The sequence below is a fragment of the Janthinobacterium sp. 64 genome (genome assembly GCF_002813325.1).
Taxonomy (GTDB): Bacteria; Pseudomonadota; Gammaproteobacteria; order Burkholderiales; family Burkholderiaceae_D; genus Janthinobacterium.
The window spans coordinates 5,143,070-5,168,443 of the sequence record NZ_PHUG01000001.1; the positions used below are offsets into that span (position 1 = coordinate 5,143,070).

At 53.9% G+C, this 25,374-nt stretch carries 22 protein-coding genes and 1 pseudogene; 10 read left to right on the forward strand and 13 right to left on the reverse strand.

Annotated elements, in window-relative coordinates:
- Positions 1-118: 118 nt before the first annotated feature.
- Together CLU91_RS22595 and CLU91_RS22600 are read left to right on the forward strand one after the other, a co-directional pair.
- Positions 119-1,045, forward strand: coding sequence for a DnaJ C-terminal domain-containing protein (locus tag CLU91_RS22595; RefSeq protein WP_100875902.1), 927 nt, complete (start codon positions 119-121; stop codon positions 1,043-1,045).
- A gap of 3 nt (positions 1,046-1,048) precedes the next feature.
- The gene (locus tag CLU91_RS22600) at positions 1,049-1,360 is read left to right on the forward strand and encodes a MerR family transcriptional regulator (protein WP_071079037.1); all 312 of its coding nucleotides are present in this window, start codon (positions 1,049-1,051) and stop codon (positions 1,358-1,360) included.
- Positions 1,361-1,363: 3 nt separating this feature from the next.
- On the opposite strand, the gene CLU91_RS22605 is transcribed toward CLU91_RS22600, so the two are convergent.
- Together CLU91_RS22605 and CLU91_RS22610 are read right to left on the reverse strand one after the other, a co-directional pair.
- Positions 1,364-1,591, reverse strand: coding sequence for a hypothetical protein (locus CLU91_RS22605; protein WP_100875903.1), 228 nt, complete (start codon positions 1,589-1,591; stop codon positions 1,364-1,366).
- Positions 1,592-1,736: 145 nt separating this feature from the next.
- Positions 1,737-2,651: a LysR family transcriptional regulator gene (locus CLU91_RS22610; RefSeq protein ID WP_100875904.1), complete on the reverse strand. Its 915-nt coding sequence runs from the start codon at positions 2,649-2,651 to the stop codon at positions 1,737-1,739.
- 134 nt (positions 2,652-2,785) lie between these two features.
- Here CLU91_RS22610 and CLU91_RS22615 point away from each other — a divergent pair, with 134 nt between their 5' ends.
- The 5 genes and pseudogenes from CLU91_RS22615 (at position 2,786) to pncB (ending at position 7,154) form a co-directional block, all read left to right on the forward strand.
- Positions 2,786-3,391 carry an FMN-dependent NADH-azoreductase gene (locus CLU91_RS22615; protein WP_100875905.1) on the forward strand — a complete coding sequence of 202 codons (606 nt, stop codon included), beginning with the start codon at positions 2,786-2,788 and terminating at the stop codon, positions 3,389-3,391.
- Between the two features lie 429 nt (positions 3,392-3,820).
- Positions 3,821-4,075: a hypothetical protein gene (locus CLU91_RS22620; protein WP_100875906.1), complete on the forward strand. Its 255-nt coding sequence runs from the start codon at positions 3,821-3,823 to the stop codon at positions 4,073-4,075.
- A 115-nt stretch (positions 4,076-4,190) separates the two neighbouring features.
- Entirely contained in the window at positions 4,191-5,054 is an 864-nt protein-coding gene (locus tag CLU91_RS22625) for a cysteine hydrolase (RefSeq protein WP_100875907.1), read from the forward strand.
- Between the two features lie 77 nt (positions 5,055-5,131).
- Positions 5,132-5,800, forward strand: a pseudogene (locus tag CLU91_RS22630) (nicotinate phosphoribosyltransferase); the annotation flags it as partial.
- A gap of 142 nt (positions 5,801-5,942) precedes the next feature.
- Complete coding sequence (pncB, locus tag CLU91_RS22635) at positions 5,943-7,154, forward strand: nicotinate phosphoribosyltransferase (RefSeq protein WP_100876877.1); 1,212 nt, start codon at positions 5,943-5,945, stop codon at positions 7,152-7,154.
- A 341-nt stretch (positions 7,155-7,495) separates the two neighbouring features.
- Here the strand turns inward: pncB and CLU91_RS22640 are convergent, their stop codons facing one another.
- From CLU91_RS22640 to imuA, 6 genes are all read right to left on the reverse strand, one after another.
- Positions 7,496-8,296, reverse strand: a complete 801-nt coding sequence (locus CLU91_RS22640) for an SOS response-associated peptidase family protein (protein WP_100875908.1) — start codon at positions 8,294-8,296, stop codon at positions 7,496-7,498.
- Between the two features lie 132 nt (positions 8,297-8,428).
- A complete protein-coding gene (locus tag CLU91_RS22645; RefSeq protein ID WP_157814765.1) occupies positions 8,429-8,656 on the reverse strand; it encodes a hypothetical protein in 228 nt (75 codons plus the stop codon).
- 54 nt (positions 8,657-8,710) lie between these two features.
- Complete coding sequence (locus CLU91_RS22650) at positions 8,711-10,579, reverse strand: ATP-binding protein (RefSeq protein WP_100875910.1); 1,869 nt, start codon at positions 10,577-10,579, stop codon at positions 8,711-8,713.
- Between the two features lie 176 nt (positions 10,580-10,755).
- Positions 10,756-13,926, reverse strand: a complete 3,171-nt coding sequence (locus CLU91_RS22655) for an error-prone DNA polymerase (protein WP_100875911.1) — start codon at positions 13,924-13,926, stop codon at positions 10,756-10,758.
- Positions 13,927-13,929: 3 nt separating this feature from the next.
- Positions 13,930-15,402: a Y-family DNA polymerase gene (locus tag CLU91_RS22660; protein WP_100875912.1), complete on the reverse strand. Its 1,473-nt coding sequence runs from the start codon at positions 15,400-15,402 to the stop codon at positions 13,930-13,932.
- Positions 15,335-16,078 (reverse strand): translesion DNA synthesis-associated protein ImuA, encoded by a 744-nt coding sequence (gene imuA / locus CLU91_RS22665; protein WP_100875913.1) that lies wholly within the window; start codon positions 16,076-16,078, stop codon positions 15,335-15,337. Before imuA ends, CLU91_RS22660 begins: the two co-directional genes overlap by 68 nt.
- Before the next feature lie 464 nt (positions 16,079-16,542).
- Between imuA and CLU91_RS22670 the strand changes: the two genes are divergently transcribed.
- The 3 genes from CLU91_RS22670 (at position 16,543) to CLU91_RS27990 (ending at position 20,064) form a co-directional block, all read left to right on the forward strand.
- Complete coding sequence (locus CLU91_RS22670) at positions 16,543-16,947, forward strand: hypothetical protein (protein WP_100875914.1); 405 nt, start codon at positions 16,543-16,545, stop codon at positions 16,945-16,947.
- Positions 16,948-17,956: 1,009 nt separating this feature from the next.
- The gene (locus tag CLU91_RS27985) at positions 17,957-18,586 is read left to right on the forward strand and encodes a hypothetical protein (protein ID WP_157814766.1); all 630 of its coding nucleotides are present in this window, start codon (positions 17,957-17,959) and stop codon (positions 18,584-18,586) included.
- Positions 18,586-20,064, forward strand: coding sequence for a hypothetical protein (locus CLU91_RS27990; RefSeq protein WP_157814767.1), 1,479 nt, complete (start codon positions 18,586-18,588; stop codon positions 20,062-20,064). The genes CLU91_RS27985 and CLU91_RS27990 overlap by 1 nt, the downstream gene beginning before the upstream one ends.
- Positions 20,065-20,472: 408 nt before the next feature.
- Here the strand turns inward: CLU91_RS27990 and CLU91_RS27995 are convergent, their stop codons facing one another.
- The 5 genes from CLU91_RS27995 to CLU91_RS22690 form a co-directional block, all read right to left on the reverse strand.
- Positions 20,473-20,721 carry a hypothetical protein gene (locus CLU91_RS27995; RefSeq protein ID WP_157814768.1) on the reverse strand — a complete coding sequence of 83 codons (249 nt, stop codon included), beginning with the start codon at positions 20,719-20,721 and terminating at the stop codon, positions 20,473-20,475.
- A gap of 392 nt (positions 20,722-21,113) precedes the next feature.
- Entirely contained in the window at positions 21,114-21,572 is a 459-nt protein-coding gene (locus tag CLU91_RS28840) for a Mov34/MPN/PAD-1 family protein (protein ID WP_157814769.1), read from the reverse strand.
- Between the two features lie 11 nt (positions 21,573-21,583).
- Positions 21,584-23,071: a ThiF family adenylyltransferase gene (locus CLU91_RS22680; RefSeq protein ID WP_157814770.1), complete on the reverse strand. Its 1,488-nt coding sequence runs from the start codon at positions 23,069-23,071 to the stop codon at positions 21,584-21,586.
- A gap of 140 nt (positions 23,072-23,211) precedes the next feature.
- On the reverse strand, positions 23,212-24,345 hold the full coding sequence (locus CLU91_RS22685; RefSeq protein WP_100875917.1) for a CBASS cGAMP synthase: 1,134 nt from the start codon (positions 24,343-24,345) through the stop codon (positions 23,212-23,214).
- Entirely contained in the window at positions 24,338-25,372 is a 1,035-nt protein-coding gene (locus CLU91_RS22690; protein WP_100875918.1) for a CBASS cGAMP-activated phospholipase, read from the reverse strand. The genes CLU91_RS22685 and CLU91_RS22690 overlap by 8 nt, the downstream gene beginning before the upstream one ends.
- Between the last annotated feature and the right edge of the window lie 2 nt (positions 25,373-25,374).

The following is a 25,374-nucleotide window of genomic DNA, read 5'->3' on the forward strand; positions in this document are numbered from 1 at the left end:
GAGCGAGTGCCCGCGTGCGCTGGTACGCCGGCGGGCAGCGTTGTATTGTGCACACGCTGCCTGCCGCCTAATTCGTGTACTCTTCCCATGGGCAGTTCAACCATGGGGAGCAAGCGCGGTGGAATACAAGGACTACTACAAGGAGCTTGGCGTCGAAAAGACGGCGACCGAGGCCGAGATCAAGAAGGCGTACCGCAAGCTGGTACGCAAATACCATCCCGACGTGAGCAAAGAACCGGACGCGGACAAGCGCACCAAGGCCCTCAACGAGGCCTACGGCGTGCTGGGCGACGCGGAAAAGCGCGCCGCCTACGATGAACTGGGCCGCAGCGCCCAGGGCCATCCCAAGGGAGAGCCCTTCCGGCCGCCGCCGGACTGGGGTTCGGGTTACGAATCGTCGGGCGCCGACGACAGCGACTTCTTTGCCGACCTGTTTGCCCACGTGGGCGGGCGCCGCCGCGCTGGAGGCAGTTTCCAGATGCAGGGCGAAGACAGCCACGCCGCCATCACCATCGATTTGCACGACAGCTACCACGGCGCCAGGCGCCACATCGTCATGCGCGTGCCCGAAGCGGATGCGCAAGGCCATGTCGTCACGCGCGAGCGCACCTTGGAAGTGACGATACCGAAAGGCGTCACGGAAGGACAGCAGCTGCGCATGAAGGGGCAGGGCCATCCGGGCAGCGGCGGCGCGCCCGCTGGCGACCTGTATCTGGAAATCCGCTTCCAGCCCGATGCGCGCTACAAGGTGGAAGGGCGCGACGTGTTCGAGACGGTGCCCGTCACGCCATGGGAAGCGGCGCTGGGCGGCGAGATCGACGTGCCCACGCCATCGGGCACGGTGGCCGTCAGCGTGCCGCCCAATTCGCAGACGGGGCGCAAGCTGCGCCTGAAGGGGCGCGGCATTCCCGCCGCCCAGCCGGGTGACCTGTATCTGCTGCTGGAAGTGGTGCTGCCGCCGGCGAACGATGACAAGGCGCGCGAATTGTATGCAACCATGGCGCGCGAGATGGCTTTCAATCCGCGCCAGAAGCTGGGAGGGTAAATCATGACAAACAAGGTAATTGGCGAACTGCTCGAAGATCGTGCCCTGAGCCTGGAGGAACTGGCGCGCGCCTGCGCCGTGGAGCCGGACTGGGTGGTGCGGCATGTGCAGACGGGCGTGCTGCTGCAAAATGGCCCGCCGGCGGGGCAGCTGACGGCCTGGCGCTTCACCAGCCTGGATCTGGTGCGCGCGCGCCGCCTGCACGAAATCGAATCCGTGTTCGATGCGAACGCGGAACTGGCCGCGCTGGTGGTCGACCTGTCGGAAGAAGTGGCGCGCCTGCGCCGCCGCCTGCACGTGCTGGGCGTCGAGTAGTTTTTATTCAGGCTCGCCGTGACGTGACACGGTGAGCCTGGCAATATAAAACTGCCCGTCGATGACGACCCGGTGCGGGATGCCGGCCATGTCGAAGCCGGGGCCGCCGTCTTCCATCCATTCCTGCGCCAGCGCGTCGAATTGCTGCGGCGTCATGCGCAGCATCTGCGCCGTGATGACGAAGCGCGCGCCAGGTTTTTGTTTGTTGACGAAGTCGTCGATGCCGGCCATGTGAATCTCTTCAAGGTTGTGTCTGAAATCGGGGTCAGACCCGTCGGGGCAACCAGTCCCAATGGGACGGGTTGCGATCCCGCAGGGACTGACCCCAGCATTTGGTTGGGGTTTGCTGAGGCATGATACCCCCCCGCGCGCGCATCTAGAAGACTTGTTCCAGCAACGGCAACTGCTCCGCAAACCGCTCCGTGAGCCACTTGCCCGCCTGGCCCGGCGGCGTGTCGGCGCGCTGTATCAAATAAATCGGGTAATTCTCGCCATTGTCGACGGCCAGCGGCAGGTGCACCAGCCGTCCCTGCGTCAAATCTTCGCGCACCATCGCTTCGGGCATGTTGCCCCAGCCCAGGCCCGCGCGCAGCAGCGCGTGCTTGGAACCGAGGTCGCCCAGGCGCCAGTTGCGCAATCCCAGCACGCCGAAATCCTGGCCTTCCGTCAGCACGCTGCGGTCGCTGAGCACCAGCTGCACGTGTTCGCGCGCCACGTTGGAGGCGATCGGCCCGGCCAGCTGCGCCAGCGCGTGGCTGGGCGCGGCCACGGGAATCAGGCGCACGTGACCGACGGCCAGGCGCTCGAAGACGCTGGCCGTGGCCGTCATCCAGCCACCGAGGCCGATGTGGCAGCTGCCATCCATCACCAGCTGCGCCACGGCGCCCATCGCTTCGATGCGCAGGCGCAGGGCGACGGTGGGGAACTGCGCCTGGAACGCCTCCAGAATGCGCACCAGCACGCAGGTGGGAAACATCACGTCGACCACCACCGACACTTCCGCTTCCAGCCCGCCGGCCAGTGCCTTGGCACGCGCGCGCATGCCATCGACCTTCAGGGCCACGGCGCGCGCATCGGCCAGCAGGGCCTTGCCCGCGTCCGTCAGGGTGGGCTTGCGCTTGCCGCGGTCGAGCAGCACCACATTCAGCTGTTCTTCCAGGTTGGCGATGGTGTAGCTGATCACCGATTGCGTGCGGTGCAGCTGGCGCGCCGCGTGGGCGAAGCCGCCCGCGTCGATGACGGCGACAAACACGCGCAACTGGTCGAGCGAAGGCTGACCCGGTTCTCTCATGGAAACTCCCTATCTAGAAATTCGATGCTAAAAATTGATATTTATACGGTTTCATCGATGGTAGACCCGAACTATGCTGTGTGCAAGGGCTGCGACGTGGCCCATCCCCTCATCCATTTCCACAGGAGCAATTCATGAGCAAGGTCTTGTACATCAATAGCAGCGTGCGCAACAGCGGTTCCCTGTCGCGCCAATTGTCGGGCGAATTCGTCGCGAAACTGGCCGCGCAAGGCGCCAGCGTCGTGGAGCGCGACCTGGCCGCGCAACCGGTGCCGCACTTGACGGAAGAGGTGATGGGCGCCTTCTTCACGCCGGCCGAACAGCGCGGCGCGCAGGCGGCCGCCGCCGTGCAATTGTCCGATAGCCTGGTCGACGAATTGCTGGCCGCCGACGTGCTGGTGCTGGCCGCGCCCATGTACAACTTTTCCGTACCGTCGACCCTGAAGGCGTGGATCGACCACGTGGCGCGCGCGGGCCGCACCTTCCAATACACGGCAAATGGCCCCGTCGGCCTGGCCACGGGCAAGAAAGCCGTGATTTTCACGGCCAGCGGCGGCGTCTACAGCGAAGGGCCTGGCGCCGCGTATGACTACCTGAGCACCTATCTGCGCACGGCGCTGGGCTTCATCGGCATCACCGACATCGAGTTCGTGCAGGCCGAAGGCGTGGCCATGGGCGAGGATGCCGTCGCCAGCGCGATCGCCAAGGGCCGCGCCTCGATCGAAGCCCTGGCTGCCTGAAGCAAGCCTTCAGAGGAGCTGTCAATCTGACATGATTGACATAAGCTTGCCAGCGGCACGCCCCGTGCCAGCCTGGCGAGCGGTTCGCCATGACAACGTCATCGAGCGCGAACGACAGCGTACTCCAGCGTGCCACCCGCGTTCAGTACAGGGTTGCCAGCAAGAATTTTTTCGCATCGTCTATACTTTCAGCTTGCACAAGTAGATAGCCAGACAAGTGTGGCTGCACCGGCCTGCCCGTTGCAAGCAAATACTTGCGTGTCGTCATGCATGTGGATGATGTAGTCATTCATCCTTTTCTCCTGTGCCGCGTGATAAAAAGAGAGCTGAATTGAGTATCCTGAGCAATCGCGAGCGCATGGTTTTACCCTCACCGCGTCAGTCCGTAGAGACAAGCTGTCCGGCCATGTCATTTTTGGAGCGCACATCGTGCCGATAAAGTATGTTGATTTTTATGAAGTGAATTACACGGCAGAGCGCTTGCCCGGCTGCAAATTATGGGGCGCATACGTCGCCATCTATGCCCCCTCGTCCAACCCCATGCACCGGGTGAATCTGCTGCGCAAGCGCCGGGTGTCGGCCGACCACCAGTTTGCAACGGAAGCGGACGCCATGGCGGAAGCGGGCGAGGTGGCCGTCAAGCTGGTCGAGCGGCGCCGGCGCCGCTATGTCTTCCATCCCTGACCTGACTTGTCCAGGCGCAAGTTATTGCGATTTGCAAGGTGTATGGCGGCTCCCGGATTGGCGTGATGGCGATGTTGCCATTATCATGCAATACCCGCCACGCACGAGGACCGCCATGAAACGCCAGCTGCACCTGCTCGTCATCGATCCGCAAAACGACTTTTGCGACTTGCCCGCTACCTGGCTGCCACCGGATGCCGCACCGGCCCTGGCCGTGCCCGGCGCCCACGCCGACATGCTGCGTGTGGCGCAGCTGATCCGTGAAGGGGGCGGCGGGCTGACGCAGATCAGCGTGACCCTCGACGCCCACCACCGCTACGACATCGCCCATCCCGCCTTCTGGCGCACGGGCGATGGCGGCCCCGTTGCGCCATTTACGCAGATCAGCGCGCAGCAGGTGCGCGACCGCCTTTTTCTGCCCGCCGCCAGCGGCGCCTTGCCGCGTGTGCTGGCCTACCTCGATGCCTTGCAGCAAGCGGGGCGCTATCAATTGATGGTGTGGCCCGTGCATTGCGAGATCGGCAGCTGGGGCCAGAATATCCACGCGGCCGTGCGCGCCGCCTACAACGCCTGGGAAGTGGCCAACTTGCAAGTGGTGGCCAAGCTGAGCAAGGGTTCGAATCCGTGGACCGAGCATTACTCGGCCGTCATGGCCGAAGTGCCCGACGCGCAGGATGCGGCCACCCAGCTCAACCGCGCCTTCCTCGACACCTTGCTGCCGGCGCAGCAGATGTATGTCACGGGCGAGGCGGGCAGCCACTGCGTGAAAGCCAGCACCGAGCATATCGCCGACTATCTGCAAGCCCAGCAAGGCAAGCCGGCCCTGTCGCGCCTGGTGCTGCTGACGGACTGCATGAGCCCCGTCACGGGCTTCGAAGCGCAGCAGCGCGACTTCCTGGCCGCCATGCACGAGCGCGGTGCGCGGCTGGCCACGTCCGCCGAGGTCGTGCCCGAGTTGCAGGCCAATGCGCTGGCCTGAGCCATTGTTGAGCTTGCCCTGCTGAAATGCTTGCGGTGGCGTACTATTCTGGCTTCAGGAAGTTGGAGAAAACACACATGACCCCGATAGTGCGCAGTTTGCTGGAAACCGATCTGTATAAATTTACAATGTGGCAAGCCTTGCTGCACGGTCATCCGAATACCCATACCGAATACGAATTTGTCTGCCGCAACGCCACCGCCTTTCCCCTCGCCGAGCTGAAGGGCGAGCTGGAAGAACAGCTCGACCACCTGTGCTCGATGTCGTTTGCGGACGACGAGCTGGCCTATTTGCGCACGCTACGCTTCATGAAGAGCGACTTCGTCGACTTTTTGACGGTGTTCCGCTTCCAGCGCAAGTTCATCGACGTCAGCACCGATGGCGACACCCTGCTGGTGCACGCGGCCGGGCCGCAGGTGCACGTGATGGGTTTCGAGATTTTCGTGCTGTACATCATCAATGAACTGTATTTCCGCCGCTTCGACCTCGATGCGGCCATGCGCGAAGGGCGCCACCGCCTGGGCTTGAAAGTGGAAGCCGTCAAGGCATTCGGCAAGCTGCCGCGGCGCAAACACCCGTTTGAATTTTCCGACTTCGGCGTGCGCCGGCGCTTTTCCGGCGCCTGGCACGACGAAGTGGTGCAACGGCTGGCGCAGGACGTACCCGAATATTTCAAGGGCACGTCGAATGTCTACCTGGCGAAAAAGCTCGGTATCGTGCCGATCGGCACCATGGCGCATGAATACTTTTATCAATCATGGAACTGTTCACCAAAACCGCGGCTAGGGGCGAAAAACGTTGAGGTGCCAGGTGGTATGCACGCTGTTATGTGTGCTGTCGAGCCGACTGTTCATTTGCACTAACCTCACCTAAAAGAAAGATTTGTTCATGAGCAGTCCTACCTTTGTTCCTGTTGTTTCGTCTTTACTCGAGAACGACCTATACAAGTTCACGATGTGGCAGGCGCTACTGCACAGTCATCCTGCTGCGCATGCGGAGTATGAGTTCACCTGCCGTAACAAGCCTCAGTACGCGCTGTCGGAGCTTGCCGATGAGCTTAACCACCAACTGGACCATCTCTGTACGCTTCGGTTTAGCGAGGAGGAGTTGGACTACTTGCGCGGTCTCCGCTTCATCAAGCCTGACTTCGTTGATTTTCTTTCTCTGTTCCATTTACAGCGCAAGTTCATTACTGTTAGTACGGAAGGCGAGCATCTGCGCGTGCACGCAGTTGGCCCGATGGTGCACACGATGCCCTTCGAGATATTCGTTCTGCAGATAGTTAATGAAATTTACTTCCGGCGGTTCGATGACGCGCAGTTGATGGAGGAGGGCGTAACAAGGCTGCTTCTCAAGGTTGACCTCATCAAGAAGCGCGTGAAGGAACTAGCGACTAATCGCCCACACCCATTCGAGTTCTTCGATTTTGGTTTACGTCGTCGGTTCTCGGCCAAGATGCAAGACATAGTTGTATCGACGCTTGCACACGAGCTACCTGAACATTTTAAGGGGACATCCAACGTTCACCTTGCACGCAAATACAATCTCGTCCCGATTGGTACACATGCGCACGAATGGTTCGGTCTGTTCCAAGCGCAGGCGACCGTTCGGCTTCGCAACTTCCAAAGAGCCGCGCTTCAGGCTTGGGTTGACGAGTACCGCGGTGACCTTGGCACTGCTTTGACGGACATGATTGGTATGGATGCGTTTCTTAGCGACTTTGACCTCTATTTTGCGAAACTGTTCGACTCTCTTCGTCACGACAGTGGCGACCCCGTGGCATGGGGGGAAAAGGCTCTAGCGCACTATGCGAAGCTGAAAATTGACGCCAACACAAAGCGACTTGTGTTCTCGGACGGTCTGGACGTAGACAGGGCATTCGAGCTATACGACCACTTTGTTGACAGGACGATGATGGGCTTTGGTATTGGAACGAACCTGACAAATGATATGGGAGTTCCTGCGCTCAGTATTGTGATGAAGCTAGTGGGTTGCAATGGGCAGCCAGTCTGCAAAATATCTGACAATCCGGATAAGACAAGTTGCAGTGACCCGACGTTCGTTGCCTATCTTCGCCAGATTTTTGATAAGCCGGCTTGACCAAGTTCCACTAGGTTAGAGGTAGCTGCGCAAATGGAGCAGGCTACCTGATGAAGGGGGCCTCGTAAGGCTGGCAGAGAGCTTCCGGCCAGCTAGTTTCTTGCGGCCATTGCTTAAGCTCGTGTGCACGCCAGCGCAGCAAAAGTGAACCTATTGTGTGCATCTTGGGTGACTCGCTCTTGATGGCTCTGATATTTAGTTTGATTATGTGCGTGCTCTGGCCTAGCAGCAGAGCCAGTTGTTGGCTATTGAGATACGTCGAAATTGCTTCCTCACTTTTCGCAGCTTTGCGTGGCTGCCTCTGCGTTTGATGAGTGTAGCTATTTTGGCTCACCTCATATTTAAAACAGCGAAGCTTGCGGTGCGCCTTGAGGTTCTGGACTAGGAGGTTCAGCATCTTTGACTTCATCATCATCCAATGCTTCCTTCGGTGCCGGGAACGCGCGCAGCTCTGTCTCCGTACGCAACTCGATGAGGACTCGTGCAAACTCGGGATTCGTCGAGCTAAGCCAATCATCGTAATATTCCGGCCGAAGAATTGCTACGCCTCGTTTCTCTTCCCCTGGCCGATGGAATCGCTTGAGTAATGGGTGGTCGTCAGCATTCAATGTGAAGTGAGCAAAGCTGTGAGTGATGGTGCCATCTTTCTCTTCCCAAGTTCGCCACATCCCAGGCAGCCCGATAGGCTCTGCGCCTGCGAGCTCGATTGCCCAGCGCTCGTGCAAGCCTGTTTCCCAGTTCGGTTCGAATACCTTTAGCGCGGGCACGATGCACAGCTGCTGCTGCAGCCAAAACCGCTTGTAGTTGAGCTTGCTCCCAACTTCTTCCGCGCGCGCGTTCATCGTGTCCATCCGAATGCGTGGAGGCTCCGGTGTCGGCTTCCCTTGAGTCAGAGCCTTTGCTACCTTCGTGTCAAATTTAGCTTTTTCTTCTGGCGTCAGCTTCTTGAGTGGGCGATGACGTTGCGGCACAAAGCCATAGGAACCAACTAGGCCTTTTCGGTTTCCCTGGTCGTCGTGGACAATAAACGGCGCTAAACGGTCTTTGTAGATTTCATCGCGCCATTCGTCGTCCACTTCGATAGGCGTGCGGAACCAGTCGAACGAAATCTGCCGAGACACTGTGATGTAGTTGACGCACATAAGTATTAAGGAATATCACGGGATGTGACATTCTACAGCTTGCGCTCAGCTTACAAGCACCTGAACTAATCGAAATTAGGCTTCAGCCGCCCTAGTGCTTTCCAATCATGTGTACCGGTGGCTGAAACGAAACTAAAGTAGCGCTTTAACTTGGGCGATGTCATATGCATCACCCGCAGCGACCGTAATTTTTTCAAGGATAGGGGCGGGATATTGTGCCGCTAACGTACCTTGAAGATAATTGTCAAAATGTTCGTAAAGCTCACCATCCGTCGCGGACGAGTCCGGTTTGTCCCCATCTTCAAAATCGAATGTGGATAGATAGTCGTCGAAAACTTCTTTACCTGTTGGTATCGTCATGCTGTACTCCATTGATGGGTTTGTAGCGAAGCTTCATTCGGTAAGATAGGTTTGCTAGGCATCGTTCAATGCCTGTCCAATACGCCGTAGGAATGTGCGTACGGTATGCTCAGGGTCAGACTCTGTCAACATCTGGGGTGTCATCGAAGTAACGACGTCTCGATTGAGCTTTACCTTCACTCCGAGCTCGGCTTCGTGCCTCGCCCGAGCTTGCAATTTTCCCCAGTCTGTTCCATTCGAGGAGACGATAGATTGCGCGAGGCTCAGCGGTACATCGGTGTGGGGGTGATGTGGAGTCCATTTGACCTCTGGCCAATGTTTTGCAATTGCTTCGAAATGGATGTAGTTTTCCATTTCGCGTGCGTCTGTATGGCTGGCGAAGCAATTTGGAAGCGCGTTGATTCGGTTTGCTGCGGCTTCATACCGTGGAGGAGCGGGAGCAGGTACATCCCTGTCGAAGAGATGGAACTCAGGTCTGTTTAGATTTCTAAAGCGTCCTACCCAATTTTCCAAGTTAGAGCCACCCAGTGGAATGAAAATAAGAATCCCATTTAGCTCTGCTTCATTCAGGTTCGGAATGTCCCCTTCTTCCGCTGCGAGAATTTGAGAAATTCCTCGTAGGAAGTTAATGTCGTTGGTCCCCTCTACTCCAATGAAGGCCTTCACCGAGTTGTCTGGAAGGACGCCTAGGTCTTTCACTGCACGTTGATAGACCTCTTCCTCACCTGTCAATAATGCTCGACCTCCGTCATCATTGCGGACTAGAAGGCGCACGGAGCGTATTGGTAATCCGCGGGCGAAAGCGGGATTGTGGGTCGTTATAATGACTTGGCACCCGGCCTGTTCTGATAGCTCTAGAAAAGCTCTCAAGAGTAGCCTTTGGTTATGAGGATGCTGGCTGGTCTCTGGCTCTTCAATAGCGTAGATAACTCCGGGTCCATTTGCTTCCCGATTTTTTCGTTCGGCCTGAGCGCGGAAAAAATTCAGCAGTATCATGCGCCGGACGCCACTGCCACGCTTATTCACTGGTATCGCTGACTCGTCCGTAAGAGCAATCTTGAAAGCTGCTGCCCAGTTGGGCCGCTGTACTGTAGGTTTGAGTTCCTTAGCAAGATTGGGGTCAATTTCTGCGAGTTTTGACACTGTAAGCGCTGCTACTTCAAGGACTGACTTTTCAACCGCCGCTCTCAGTTCTTCAAGTTTTGCTTCCTGCTGTTTCAATGCTTCTACCACGGCGGCTTTCATCGGGTCCTGTGCTTCAGAATCCTGGTCTGTGCTTGGCCTGTCGGCTTTGAACAGTGCAAAAACAGGAAGCTCAGCCCTTAGTTGGCTCCAGATTTGCTTATTGCCCTCTTTGCTTACGTCAAGGAGAGTCGTTTGCATTGCGAGCCCTCCATTTAATTGCGCGGCATGGTTCCACATCGCTCGCCGCAGTTGTGTGTTTATGTTTTTAGCTGTACCGGTCAGGTCGACCTTCAGCGCCTCAGCTGCCGCTTTCAGTTGCGTGTTTTTGAGTTCGTGGAGGTTGGTGAAACCTGCTGTTGCTGGATGGTTTGCACTCACATAGGTCCCCACAAGTTTAGGAGTTTTAAGCGAGCCGTCGTAGACTTTGTGAATTTCCAACAACCCTTTCTCATTAGTTAGATATTCCTCCTGAAGGGAAGTGGGATAGGTTGCATCAAGGACGAGTTGCGAGGGAAGTTCACTGAATTCGCAAACGATGCGTACCTGGTTTCCAATTGAGTTCGCGTTGACGTCCCCAGCATCCGGTGCGCTGTCGTCGAAGAATATTTGCAACGCTTCAAGGAGGCTTGATTTGCCAACGTCATTTCGTCCGAGAACCGCTGTGAATCCACCCAACAAGAGTTCAGTCTCTTTTTCAAAGCAACGAAATCCTGTTACTCTGACGCTTTCAAGTCTCATGCTATCTCCTTGGCAGAGCTGCTCAATACTTCTCGAGGGAATCAGCAATTCCCAAAGGATAGCATTTTGATTTTATTGAAAATGCGTAAATTCTCACGGAAGGGAAGACGCGAGATATCCGCGCGTTTCGGTGTAGAGAGTTCGAGTATGGGCGTCTTCAGATGGCCGATGAACTTCTACTGAAAATCCCTCGATTTTGTCGGAATCTCACTAAGTAAATGGCTTAGGTCGACCAGGCGCTTCGCGACCAAGTGCCTCACACCACTGTCGGATTGCCAGATGCCGTAGACACCCAACAGCTCGGCACCCATCACTTCCCGGCGGTATTCCTCGACGAGGCTTGGCCAACAAATGACGTTGACGGTCCCGTGTTCATCTTCCAACGTGATAAAAACTACACCCTTGGCCGTACTTGGGCGCTGACGAACGGTTACGATGCCGCAGGCGCGAGCGAGCTGACGGTCAGCGAACCTAGCCAACACATCGCTGGTAATGAAGCGCCGCTCCGTCAGCGTAGACCGCAGAAACGACAGCGGATGGCTGCGCAGTGTCAGACCGAGACGCTTATAGTCCGTAACAACATCCTCTGCTTCAGTTGGTGCCTCGAGCTCTACCAGTTCTTCTGTGATTTCTGCCGGTCTCAATAATCCCTTGTCTGGCACACTAGATTTGGCCTGCCACATCGCTTGTCGCCGGTTTCCTGAAAGCGTTTGAAGTGCGTCCCCTTGAGCCAATTTATTCATGTCACCTTCGTCTAAGTTGGCACGATATGCGAGGTCGGTAGTGTTTTTGAACGGCGCAATGGCGCGCGCTTCCTCTATGCGCCACGCGGCCTCCTGCTCCATACCGTTGATAATGTTCAGCCCGAGTCTCACTGCGGGCTGTGTCCCTTTTGTTGGCGGCTCTAGTGTGGCGTCCCAGTTGCTGATGCAGACGTCCGGTGGTCGCACTTCAATGCCATTGCGCTGTGCGTCTTGGGCGAGAGAGGACGGTGAGTAAAAACCCATCGGTTGGCTGTTGAGTAGCGCTGCAAGAAAGGCCGCTGGCTCATGCCGCTTTAGCCAACACGATGCATAGGCTATCAGCGCAAATGAATGAGCGTGGGACTCGGGAAACCCGTATGCGGCAAATCCTTTTAGCTGGCCGATGATGTTGTTGGCGAACGCTTCGTCGTATCCGCGTGCGAGCATGCCGGAAAGCAGGTCATCCTCGAACTGTGCAAGGTTGCCTTTGCGCTGCCACGCAGCCATGGCTCGTCGAAGTGCATCTGCTTTACCGGCGGAGAACCCGGCTGCGACCATGGCAATTGACATGACCTGTTCCTGGAAAATCGGCACGCCGAGGGTTCGCTCTAGGACGCCCTGAATTTCAGCGCTGGGGTAGCTCACGGGTTCGAGACCTTGCCGACGCCGGATATAGGGCTGAATCATTCCGCCTTGTATTGGCCCTGGTCGAATAATCGCAATCTCGATTACTAGGTCGTAGAACGTGCGTGGCTGCATGCGCGGCAGCATAGACATCTGCGCGCGGGACTCAATCTGAAACACTCCCATCGTCTCAGCTGCACAAATCATCTGGTAGGTTTCGGGGTCCTCGGCTGGGATATCCCCCAATTCAAACCTGCATCCACGCTGCTCGGAAACCAGTTCGAGCGCGCGACGAATACAAGACAGCATGCCTAACGCAAGAAGGTCGATTTTCAATAGTCCCACTGCATCAAGGTCATTCTTGTCCCATTGGACGACGGTACGGTCGTCCATCGCCGCGTTTTCAATTGGTACCAGGCGAGACAGTTTCGTGTGCGAGATGACGAAGCCGCCAGGGTGTTGCGAGAGATGCCGCGGCATGCCAATCAGTGCGTTGGCGAGGTAACTCCATTTCTCGGCAATAGGCGAATCGGGGTCAAAACCACATTCCAGTAGGCGCTGCTGCAAATCAGCGTGGCCACCCCACGAGTTGCGAGCCTTTGCAACTTTGTCTACTACGCTCAGGTCGACGCCAAGGGATTTGCCTACATCACGTAATACCGATTTGGGACGATAAGCAGTCACCACAGCGGTTAATGCCGCTCGCATGCGGCCATATTTTTTGTAGACATATTGAAGCACTTCTTCACGCCGTTGGTGCTCAAAATCGATATCGATGTCTGGTGGCTCATTACGCTCTTTGGACATGAACCGTTCAAACAGCAGTGTGCCTCGTGATGGGTCCACCTCGGTCACGCCCAGACAGTAGCAAACAGCGCTATTGGCTGCAGAGCCACGGCCTTGGCAGAGGATTTGTTGGGCTCGGGCGAATCGCACAATGTCGAACACAGTTAGAAAATATGGCTCGTACCGCAGCTCTTCGATGATGCCCAGTTCATGCTCAAGCTGGGCATGGACGTTCTCTGGAATTCCGTGCGGGTAGCGCCAATGGGCGCCAAGGTACACTTCTTTGCGCAAATATGTTGCCGGCGTTTCGCCCTCGGGAACCAGCTCGTGCGGGTACTCATAGCGAAGTTCATCGAGTGAAAAATTGCAGAGCTTCGCCAAGCGCGTAGTCTCTGCTAAGGCTTCGCGGGGATACAGATTGCCCAAACGAAGACGCGAGCGCAGGTGTTGTTCGGCGTTCGGAGGCAGCTTGTAGCCGCACTGCGCGACAGGAATGACGTGGCGGATGGCGGTCATGGTGTCGTGTAACGGTTTGCACGAGCGCACGTGCATTCTCACATCGCCTGTGGCAACAATCGGCATGCTGAATTCGCCGGCGATGTCGTCCACCAACTGGCGGTGGATTCGGTCTTTGTTCCGATGATGTAGCGTGAGCGCGATGCGGGCCCGACCGGGTGCGCACTGTACAAGCCACGCAGCCTGGCGTGCGACTTCTTCGTATGTCGCGCCATATCTTGGCGACAGGATGAACTGGCAATCGGGCAAGCCACGAAGGTGAACGAGGTCGCCCACTGGCGTCGCGATATCGCGCGGCCGCACCAGATAACTCCCTTTGTCTGCGCTCATCCTTCCAACGGTAATCAGTTCGCTCAAGTTGCCATAGCCGTTCTTGTTCGTGGCGAGAAAGATGAGCCGAAATGGAGGACTGCCGTCTTCAGGGGTGACTTCCATTTGGCTGCCGATAATCAACGGTAGCCCAAGCTCCTTCGCGGTGATGTGTGCACGCACGACACCAGCCAGAGAGCATTCGTCAGTAATGGCCAGGGCCGAGTAACCTAAGAAGTAAGCTCGTTCGACTAGCTCGTCCGGCGCCGATGCACCCCGCAGAAATGAGAAATTCGAGATACACTGTAGCTCGACGTATTCAGGTAGAGCTGCCCCTGGTGCGGGTGGCTTGGATGGGATGGTGTGCATCGTTCACGCAAAGAGCCCATGCAGATACCAAAGCACGTCGTCGCGCACGCGCTCTCGATAAATCCAGTAGCAGCTTTGATTAGAGGCTTGCGCAACATAGTAATCGCGCGCCGCCGTCTGGTCCGCCCACCAGCCTGCTTCTAATCGTTCGGGGCCTTCGATAAATCGCAGCTGACTCATATAAAACGGACGCTCGTCGCGCATCAGTAATTTAATCGGTTTGGGCAGTAACCAAAATGGACGCCCTTCGAGAATGTCTTCGATTTGAGAGCGCGGTTGCTTTGTTGTAGCGGACACCCAGCTGTTGCACACCTCTGGGCGGTAGTCATCCACGTCTGCGGGAACAAGCACATTCTCCGGACCGAGCCGAGCTGTAAGCAATTCCAGCAGACGAGCAAATTCTTGAGGTGAACCGCCTGGCTCCGGGAACAGCGACTCGTTTGGCGGCAACATCGCCTCGACATCGAGTACCTGCAATCGCAGCGCGATGACGGGGCGCTCCAATTCCACTTTGGCCAGCCGCTCCTTCAGCAGACGCACGAGATGTTGTTCCTGCCACGCCGGCTCGGCGAGGGCTATTTCAATTGGGGTTGGTGGTACTGCGGAACGGCCACGCTCGTGTTCCAGGAGCAGCGTGAATGTGCGCACTGACTGCTGCAATGAGACCAGCCACCCGACCAGTTGCAGGATGAGGCTGGTGGCGCCGTATAGCAGGGCATCCGCATTCTCTACTCGGCCGAAAGTCTCCGCCCGCACGTTGAATGTCAACGGTGGCTTTATCCACTCGTGCATCTCTGGGGCCTCGCCATAGGCGCGGTCTAGTGCTGCGAGCATCTCTTTACTTGTCCGGCGGAGCAGTCCTGTGCGCGGCAACTTGCGAAGCTGGCCTATGCGCTTAGCTCCGATATCGGTAAGCCAATCGTGAAAGGGCCAGGCAGCGGGAACGAGACCGCATGGCAATGCATCGAGTCGACGGTGTAGAGTAGTAACGGACAGCGCGCGGCGCCGCAGCGTTAATCCTTTGATTCGATGACTGTGTGCAAGCAGCCATGCTCCCTCGGCGGTGGGCGCGGCTCCTAAGCGTGCAGTAAAGCCTAGCTCTTCGATATTGCGCATCACGCGGCTACACAGTGCATGGGGACCTCGAAACAGCGTGAGACTAGCGCTCACATCCAGCAGCACCGAGAAATCTGGCTGGAACGTCACTTCCGGCGTGTACTGCATCAGCGCGGTCGCGACTGCCTCCATCGCCCTGGTCTCTTGTTCAGGAGCGCGCTCTAGTGTTTGGGTAGCGGGTGATACGGCGGACACGCCGCCGGTGCGCATGCCAACGCGCACCCCGTCACGCGCTGCATCACGTGACATTGTCAGAACGGCGCCTTTGTCGATAACGACAACGGCTGCCGCTTCAGACCATCGCGGACGCATACACTCGAGAGGTAGGAGTGGCAGGTACACACTCAACAGCATTTTCATTTTCAGGGACCGGCTTGTGGGCAACCGGCATATCTACGAGTGGTATAAAAATCGGGGCGTCGCATGTCGGCCCTTGGCGTTTAATGATGTCTGCCGATACACCTCCAGCTGCAGGGCGCAGTGCGATGCGCAAAGGCGATACAGAAGCGTCTGAAGCTGCCGCTAGGGGCCGAACGAGCCATAACCAGGTATCGGTACTCTGAGCTGCGAGATTTAACCGCCTAAGGGACTCTGGGCGAACGTTCGACTGCCAAATCACCACTGCCCCGCAGCTACCATTTTTGAGAATCTGTTCCGCAGACCACAGGGCGTCGGCTGAACTTTGCGGCCTCAACCACAACAGGTTTCGGTCATTTAGATGCCACGACCGGCATGCCATCGAATGGGGCAAATACGGCGGCTGTACGAATGCTATGCGCTCTTTTTGCGACAGCTTGGCCAAACATGGCTTCAGCAGTTGCATCTCGCCGATTCCATGTTGCTCAACCAGGAGCTCCACAAGGGATGAACGGGGCCAGCCTCTATTTGGTAACTCAATATCCAACTTCTCGTAGCCGGTGCCCACAGTGGTAGCGCGCGACACGGCAAGCTCACTGGCCCGCCATACGCTAGAGCGCAAGGCCTGGTCTAGAGCAACTTTGCTAGCAGGTGTTATTTCGAGTGGGGCGGCAACCATTGCTTTATTTACCTGTGTTTATGTACAGTATTTTTAGTATAGTCGGCTACTGTACGACCTAGCAAGGAGATTTTGTTGTCAACTTGAATTTAAAAATCGTTGAGGGTGAGGACGTCGGTGTGATGACTGCCGATGTGCGAAAGCACTTGAGCAGGTGACAAGTGGAAGGGGCGACCTTAAACTTCTCTATTTAGGGACATTGCATGGCCTACCGAAAATTTCGAGGTAACCGCAAGACTTACGCAATCCAGCGAGCAGGAGTCGCGATGGACCGCGTCATCGCAGCCACCACGCCGGAAACGAAGCGCCAGGCAGCGCGCTGGGCCAGGGCGTGGTTTGCTGCTGGGGGAAGTCCATCGGTAGCTAAGATGTCCCGTAAGGTACATGCTCATAGAAGCCTTCTAGACCCACAACTCGACGCTCGAGTATGATGGCGAGAGGCTAATATCGATGCAAAAGGCACTATGAATATTGAACTCGGCGATGAGCCGCAAGACGAGTCAGAAGCGGCGCTCTTCGCCGCGCTGCCATCAGATTTCCCACGTCCAACCAATCTAAGCGCCGTTTCAGGCGCCCAGCCTAAATTCTCCATGAATCGGTACCAAGGCCGATTCTACAGTCCTGGCTGCTCGCCGCCGGAGCTGCTCGAGCGCTGGAACAACTGCGAAGACCTTGCGCAACAACTCGCCGTATCGTCCCTTGAATCCAAGGCTGGGAAACGCTCGCACATGTCAGAGACTGAGATTCTCGACCAATATTTGCCGCGGCTGATTGCAACGGGCTGGGTATCCGAGCCAGAGGCCAGGTGGGTAATGCGCCGAACCGCCGAACTGGTCGGATGGCAGGTTCCACCGTCCGCGTCATCCTGACTTGCTTCATGACAGGAGCACATGGCGATGATAATCCGACCACATCCGTACCAAGCTGCTCCGAGCTAACGAAAGCCGTACTTAGGCGGCTTCATCATTTATGTCTAGGACTTAGATTGTAATCGACGCCGGCGTTACCGTTTCGCTCGGCCACTTTTCGAAGACCTTTTTTGAAAGCACGCGCCATTGGTGCTTCTTCAAAGCGGTACATCGACGGTGCAAACTCTTTGAAATAGCGTTCGCGCAGGTCGCCCCAGCTCTAGAGGTCGAGAGGCAGATGCTCACAGGCGATAGCGTCCTCGATGACGTGCCGGCGCTCGCTGCTAACGCGCTTGAGCAGTCGGCTCTTATTTTCAATCAGCCAGCGCTTGAACGACGCGGGCTAGGTCTGCAACGTCTCCTCCGCTAGCTCAGCGTACTGCCACCCCGCACGCTCAGCCAAAGCTGGGGCCTGCGGCCGCTCGGGAATGCGTAACGAACCCGTGTACGGCATCGAAACGAGCTTCGTACCGTATTCCACGTACTTACCGTTGGAAATCGGTACCTGACGTTAACCTGCGACTCATTACCGCTGCCAAACACAATCCGCCGCGAATCACCGATAAGTCAGCTGCGAATTTCGCTTCTTTATCCCAAGAATAAACAAAGGAAGTTCTTGGAAACGCCAAGTATCAGAATACCTCCAATTCTGCCTTTCTGAAAATGTGACCAAAGATGCAACACGACAACGACAAAGATATGTTTCCGTAGTAATATGCTCGTTACGATACTCCTTTAGAGTTAGGTCTTCCTCATGGTAATAAGTAGAATTGTAGTTAAAAATCACAAGCCAAAAAAGCAAATTAGGAGACGAACACGGAAGTGCAAACTGACCGTCAATGCTCCGACGCAACAAACTGCTTTGTCTAAGCTGCTCTGCGGCGATACTCCTTCTCACGAAAGCGGGATAACAGAAGTACTCCGACATTTAAGTGACTCTATCGATAACGTAGTACGAACTGTTATCCAGATGGATTACACTGATTCCGCTAAGCTAGCACTAATGGCTCCATTCTTTGCTCGCAGTATTTTGGAACTGGGCAGTACAGCCATCTTGGCAAGGCTCGACCCATTTAGATTGCTGATACTAAGAGAAAGCCAGAAACAACCTGATTATAAAATAGATAAATCTCATAAATCATCCATCCGATGGGCGGGCGATATTCTTGCGGACAAGGTAACCAATCTATGGGAAGACAAAGCGCTACAAAATCCCACTAGAGCTTTGTTGGGAGCCTATTTTATGGAGCTAGTTTGGAGCCCCCATTTCGAATTAATGCTTGATTCGGTACAAAATATTAATGGCGATGAATGGATTTCAGAGCTAAGAAAGAAGGATTCCAAACGATTCTGTAGCGAATTATTATCTGACTTCACGTCAGTATATTCTGAACTTTCAAAGGGAATTCATCACGAATTTGTCATTCCAATTACTGCAACTTTTGATGAGTCAACTATTCGAGAGTTATTGAGAAAAGTAGTTTTTAATATATCAACATTGGGGCTAATTTTGTCAGTAGTCGATTATGCAGCCAATCCGATAGCTACAGCAAACGCAGCAATAGCTTATAACCAAATACAAAAAATGGGGCTTTTCTAATGTCATTAGACGATAATTCTTTACTTCTTGCCGCAGAAGATTTTCCGGCAGAGGACTTTGAACGATACCACCACTTTTCCCGTCAGGAACAAGCATTCATTTCGAAGCTCATGGCGCACGGGCCAGTATTATTAAAAGGAGCACGGGGAAGCGGGAAAAGTGCGTTAATGCTTGAGGCTACGCGTCGAATGTATCCACAGAACGTTACCAGTTCTGTTTTCGGAATTTATATCAGCCTTCGTCATTTGGATTTATTAAGGAGCGAAGGGGAAAAATACGAGAGGATGTTATGTGAGCTAGTGATTGATGCTACTGCACACACGTGTGAAAATGAGCCATTCGATTTTGAGTGCAAACCAACGGTTACATCTCTTCAAAAAGCACTTTCAAAAATTGCTAGCGCTTCAGGAAAAAGGGTCGTTGTTCTATTTGACGATGCGGCGCATATAGGGCGAGAAGCACCCCTTCACGAGTTCTTTGATATTTTCAGAACGCTCTCAAATAGCAATATATCATGCAAAGCTGCAATTTATCCTGGAGTCACTAAATTTGGCACTCGTTTTGATGTATACAACGATGCCACGGTCATCGACGTATCTAAAAATGACGAATTGGAGGGCTATAGCGAAGGCTTTTCAGAGATATTAAAAATGCGTTTTAATGGAACATTGCCGCGGTCCGTCTTTACAACTCAGTTCGATGTTGATTCTGTTGCCGGTTTTATGGGCCGCGCCGTTTTAGGCAACATGAGGGGCTTCATTTTTGCGTGTAATGCGTTGTCGGAAAACCTAACAAACAATAAAGTAGGCCTAACGACAATCACCAAAACACTTATTCATTTAGCAAGTAACTATTACTGGCCACTTATCGAAGAACTAAAGCCTAAACTCGGCGTTTATGCACCGATGATTGACCCTGCGATAAGCGTGGCCAACTCTATCTTTTTCGAGGCAGGAGAAAATAACAAGAAAAATGTTATCATTTTACGTGAAATAGCACAACGCCTATCGAAGCCTCTGGAAATTTTGGAATATACGGGTTTCATTGCTATAAGAGATGTCTCTCGTGCGATGAAATCTAGGGGAAGGGGCACCAGATATAGTCTAAATTTATGCACACTACTTGAAAATACCAGCGGCGCTAGAGTTACTAGCGAATTATTTTCGAGTTGGCTTAAATCAGAAGACGAATCAGTCGAGCTGCACAAAGGAAGCGAAATTTTTAAGATTGAACTTCCAGAATTGTTGGAAAATTCCGAAATGCTTATTCTCCAAGAGGATATTGATAAACTTGCAAAATCTAATGCGTATCCGTACGGGTTGACTGAACAGAAATTAAGTATACTTAGTCAAGCGGGTTTTGCAACAGTTGCAAACTTGGCGGAGGCAACTGATGAAGAATTACTTTCGCTGGATGACATTGGTCCACAAACTTTGAAGCGGATACGAAGTACTGTCTCTCAAGCAATCTGGATGTAGCATTTTCTCAGCTTTGTGCGGTGGTTTTTTATTTAATATAATTCTCATCTCCTCGCCCTCCTCTGAACAATCATCCCTGTTGTCACTTACAGCGCAGGGAGGTTTCTCTAATTTAGTTGTGAATCAGCGACCTCAGGTCATATGGCAGTGCGAGCGAGCGGAATGTATGAAATATAGTTGTAAAGAGGCATGTGAATCTGGTTCATATGCTCGGTGACTGGAAACGAGGTCGCAAAATTTTTATTGAAAGCGAGGAGGAATTGCAAAGTTCACTTGGGCATTGTCGTGGAGGACCTGCAGATACTGCCTCTTTTGCAGACCATCTCTTTCATTTCCAACTCTCTGTATTGAGGCATAATCGTCAGCAACCACGAAAAAAAAGCCGCTCAAGTGAGCAGCAATTTTTCCTTAAATGGATATAGTTGAAATGTGAAAGTCTAATAATTTTGCAATTTCAGTATCAGCCTCTTTATTTTGAATGGTTACTTTCAAAGTATCCGGCGTTTTCTCTGAGGAGTGTACATTACACCTTATTCCGCATTTCAAAGTGTATTGAACACCATATTGAATGCCTTTTTCACTTGCAATAAATGGGCTGGAGAGAACAATATTTCTAAGATTAATAGAATCTTCTTTTTTTATCAGATAATCGCTCAAATGCGCCTCGCTTGTGGTAGTTAATTGGAGTGGTCAGTTCTGCCTCAGGTTATTAGGCCTGCCCTTGGCTCTGGCTATGTATGGTGCGTGCTTGGCCAAGGCAAAGACAGAGGCACAAAGCATTGTTAGGGGCCATGGTGTCGCACAGTTCCTCCCACACACACCAAATGGGGGTAAATGTACACTTTTCAAGTCAACCCCACCCACGCAGTGCCGCGAATCTCCGACTGACTGGATATTAACTCACTACACGATTTATCTATCTCGCTTGTTCAGTATGAAATTTTAGGCTAGGCAGTGTCTACAGGCATCGGCCCTGGCAGGTTCCGCCCATTTGTATATATTACTACTGTAAAAGTGGCCATCGCCTTCTACAGGTTTCTTTGTACAACTCACGAAGATTGGCACTCCTGAAAAAGGGTCGTCTCTCCCTGCCCATCGACAAGCGAAACGTACAGGCCAACCCGGCCGACGATAACGGACAAGGTTGCACGCCCATCTTGACGAGCTAAGGCTCGATACCTCCAACCATCCATGTCCACACTTGAAGGGCTTGGCCAATCTTCCGGATGGGTATGCCATTCACCAAGATACCGAATTTCCCCGTCGCTCTGTTTCCACATGAGGTCGGCTTCCGTTTGATGACCAGGGTCGTTACGCTCATATCGCATCCGATGCCGAACATCCCCAGCCTGAGGCTGAGTGGCCTGTATCACCTCTACGTGCTCACCACGGACATGACCGAGCAATATACCGCCGGCCTCTGTCGCAGCCCGAGAGTTTTGGCGATACATATCAAAGGTTTCGAGCACTGATGCTTGAAACAATAAATATATCTTTTGGCTCGGCATCTGCCACAAATCTACGAATCGCACGCTGGGCAACCTTCGATATTTGGCGGAGAGGAATCGGGTTGGCAAGTGTAGCCCGGTACCACCACTCTTGTTCGCAAGGTGCTTGTTTGGTTTCCTGCTACCCAGTCTAACGCCATATCTAAAGCTAGGCACGCCGCTTGAATTGACACCGTAGCAGGGAAAGGGACATATTCTTGTTCACAGCCCTGTCCGGCATAGATTTGAGGCATGGACTCTACGGTCGCCTGATATTGCCCCTCCCGCGCGTAATTAGCCAAGCAGTAGCCGCAAGCTTGGCCTCGTTCCGCTTTTAAATGCCCGCGAACTGCTATTCCAGGTCCCTCAATCCAAGTGGACAGCCGTGCCTGTGCTGCGTGGTATTTATGCTCTAGGACATACCCTAGCGACTCCTCCCCAGTCGCGTCGATGATAAGGTCCATCTTAGTCAGGTTGACTTCCTTTGCATCGCGATGGATAGGTTTAACATTCGCACCTGGAGCATCGCGAAGAAACTTTCGCGCCATTCCTCTCGCCTTATTTTTCCCGACGTCCGAAAATCCTAGGATGTGACGCCCTAAGTTCCCAGTACTAAGAACATCGTTGTCAATCAGTACTAGCTGGCCCCCGCCGCTACCAGCTCCAGCGCGCACCAGCAGGTCAGCGAGATACCCGCCAATTGTTCCGCAACCCACCAGAGCAATCCGTTTTTCGGCCAGCGTCTTCATGGAAGGCACGTTCCTTTCCGCAATAAATTTGTCATCAATCCTGCTGCCTGAATACGGCACGGCTACACTTTCGCGCAACTCATCTAACGAAACATTTTTTTCTTTCAGTTTCTCGGATTTGGCGAAGAGAATCGCCAAGCTATAGACAAATCGAGGCGATTTTATTAAGACCACTACACCTAATGAACCTAAGCGAACGACGCTTTTTATAGCGGCTTCAATTTGATAAGATGTTGGTCCGTCAAGTTGGTGCTGCCAACTTAGAAACTGGCCCAAATTAGATATCGGCCAATGTATTAGGCTCGCTTGGGGTGGTACATTTGATACAAAGGCCAAAACAGGGATTCTATTTTGTAAAATATTTAGGCCAAGTGCTGCAGCTTTCATCTTCGTTCGCACTGGGTCATCAGAAAAAAATACCTGATTGTCTTCGGATTTCTCGTCCGCTAAAAGCAATTGCAGCGATTTGGATTCAAAATCGTCCACATCAAAATAGCAATTACTGCCGCCGCTTCCCCAGTAAGCGAAGAACTCATCAGCCAAATCGTCCACTACCGAACCATCAAGAATCTGTCCTAAGACGTATTCGGCCCGCTTAACAAACGCGATAGTCTGGCCAACAGGGTCGAAAATATTGACAACCGTAGAAGACCGAGAAAGGTAGCACAGCCAACCCGTTGCGCTTAGATGAGGAGCCACTGCTCCCAAGATACCCGGGATTGTTTTCAACCGAATCAGAGGAATCGATGCAAAATCCTTCGCAATATACATTTCACAATCGTAGGCGCATTTTTCGTGTCGCAGTACTCCTTGGAATACTAAAAAACCGTCTAAAGTGCACTCGTACCTGAACTCATAATGCGAGAGGGCCTCGACCACCTCGGATATCTTGTTTGTGGCTGCCATTTGTATCACGCAGACTTATTGCGCCCGACGATTTCGGATGGCCCTGGGATAGCTGCCGTTGCAAGTACAGCTTCACGGGCCGATGGTGTTGGCACCCAATAAGGTTCAAAGGGGAACCTCTGGCCAAACTGCTCCTGAAGCCAGCGACAGGCCAGTGACGCATCTGAACAGCTGATTGCCGCTTCTAAAACGCCGGCGAACTTCTCGAACGCTTCAGCGGCTTCTTCAACGCCTTCCGGACCCAGCCGAGCCGTTAATGACTCTGCTTTTTCGGTAGGATTATCCACGCCATCCCGTAAGGTCTTGGGTAGAGCTTTGCAAACTTCAAGCAACGCCAAATCATCTCGTGCGTGCTTTGCCTTAAACAGCGGCGACGCTGCCGCCATCAGCAAGATGGAGGCGGGCCCGCCCTGGCTCCATCGCCAATCACGATATGCTTTTATATAGCGGATAACGCGGCGAAGCTGTTCACCCTTTGCATCCACCTCATTCAAAAACCAGTCTTTTAGAGGTCGAGGGTCAGACTCAATCCAGTCTTTGTCACGATGAGCAAGAAGCACTTGGTCGTTTGGCAGGGCCGTCCATGCATCCCGTTCAGAACGTGTTACGGCGTCTTCTACACTATCCATCGCATATGAAGCACGCGCTTTCAGCAGCTCAAACTCCGTGTCTGGGATAGCGTACAGAGGGATATCCACGTGGGCGTCCAATGAGACTTCAACGCGAATACAAGTCGGCCTCTCAGACTGCTTCCATCCACGCATCTTTACCAACGGCCCCAGCGCCTCTTCCGCTGCGCTGAAGAATAGGGAGGCTGCTTTGCTCGGACGCTTCGTTTGAGTCACAAAGCCCATTGGCAAATATGCTCCGTCATCCAAATCGCACTGCTGCGGCGTTTGAGCGGGTGCATTAAGGGTCTTATAAGACCATGAGCCTTGAGTGAAAAATCGCGGAGTTGGAACGTCCAACTCATAGCCGCGTGCCCGCAACACTCTGGGTAGACCAAGCTTCAAGCACTCACGAATCTCTTTACGCGCATATTCAAGTATGACTTTTTGATAAGAATCTAAGGTCAGTGCATCCAGAAAGGCTGGGCGCTCTTCGTTGCTATTGTTAAACAAGACACTGAGGTTAAGCATTTGGCATCTCCGAATTTTTATTGGGACCGTGGTAAAAAGCTGGCTTTGGAGCGATGTGCTTACGGAAGACCTGGAAATTTTCCTCGCCAATGGTCCGTTGGAACGTATGGTTTGCCCGGTCCTTCAGTGTGTTAGTGGCCGCCACCGAGACTTTATCGAGTTTCTTAATGTCGGTACTTTGCTCAGGAGTAGGCTTTTCATCAAGGGATACATAATCACCGCCCAAAAGCTGTTTAAGCATGTAGTCGACCGACGACTCCTGAGCGGATATGACCAAACTAAACAAACTCTCTCTCCACTGCCAAATTCCCCTATCGAGCGTTGAGCTATATGGCATAGTGGCTCCGCTTGTCATGGTGCCAATCGACAGAACACGGACACGAATCTTCCTAGCAGGTGCAATAAACTGATGTACCTCATGCAATCCGAAAAGTCCCGGAGCGTTTCCAACCAACCCGCCGTCCACGTATACGCCCCGATTGTTTTGAGCAATCGGGAAATAGGTCGGTGCCGCCGACGTGGCCAACCCGATGTCTGTCAAGCTCATGCGATGGTCTAACTCAAAGGATGGGTGGTGGGGGGTTTTAAAGAATTGCCCCATACCAGTTGAATAGTTCACGGTGGGGATAAGTACACGATGACGTAAATCACCTATTGTTTTGCTTCCGAAAGTTTGACCAAGTAAGTCTCGCAACCCATGGCTTGAATGTTTCGCCATGCACAGGAACCCTGCCCACCGCCGTAGCAGATTGCGATTTCCGAAAATCTTCTTACCGTGCACCTCGAATAGAGCCTGCAACTGTTCTGCGGGTACTTCTGCAGCCAAGCCAAGCGCAAGCAACCCGCCCGCCGACGTGCCACATATCAAGTCGAAGTGGTTCGCCAATGGCCTTCCCAGGAGTGACTCGAGCTGATTGAGTATGGTCGCGGTGTACAAGCCTCGATACCCGCCTCCTGAGAGGGCAAGAACATGGTACTCCGGGACATCGTAGTCCGGAGCGCTTTCATATTTTTCTAAAAATGACATAT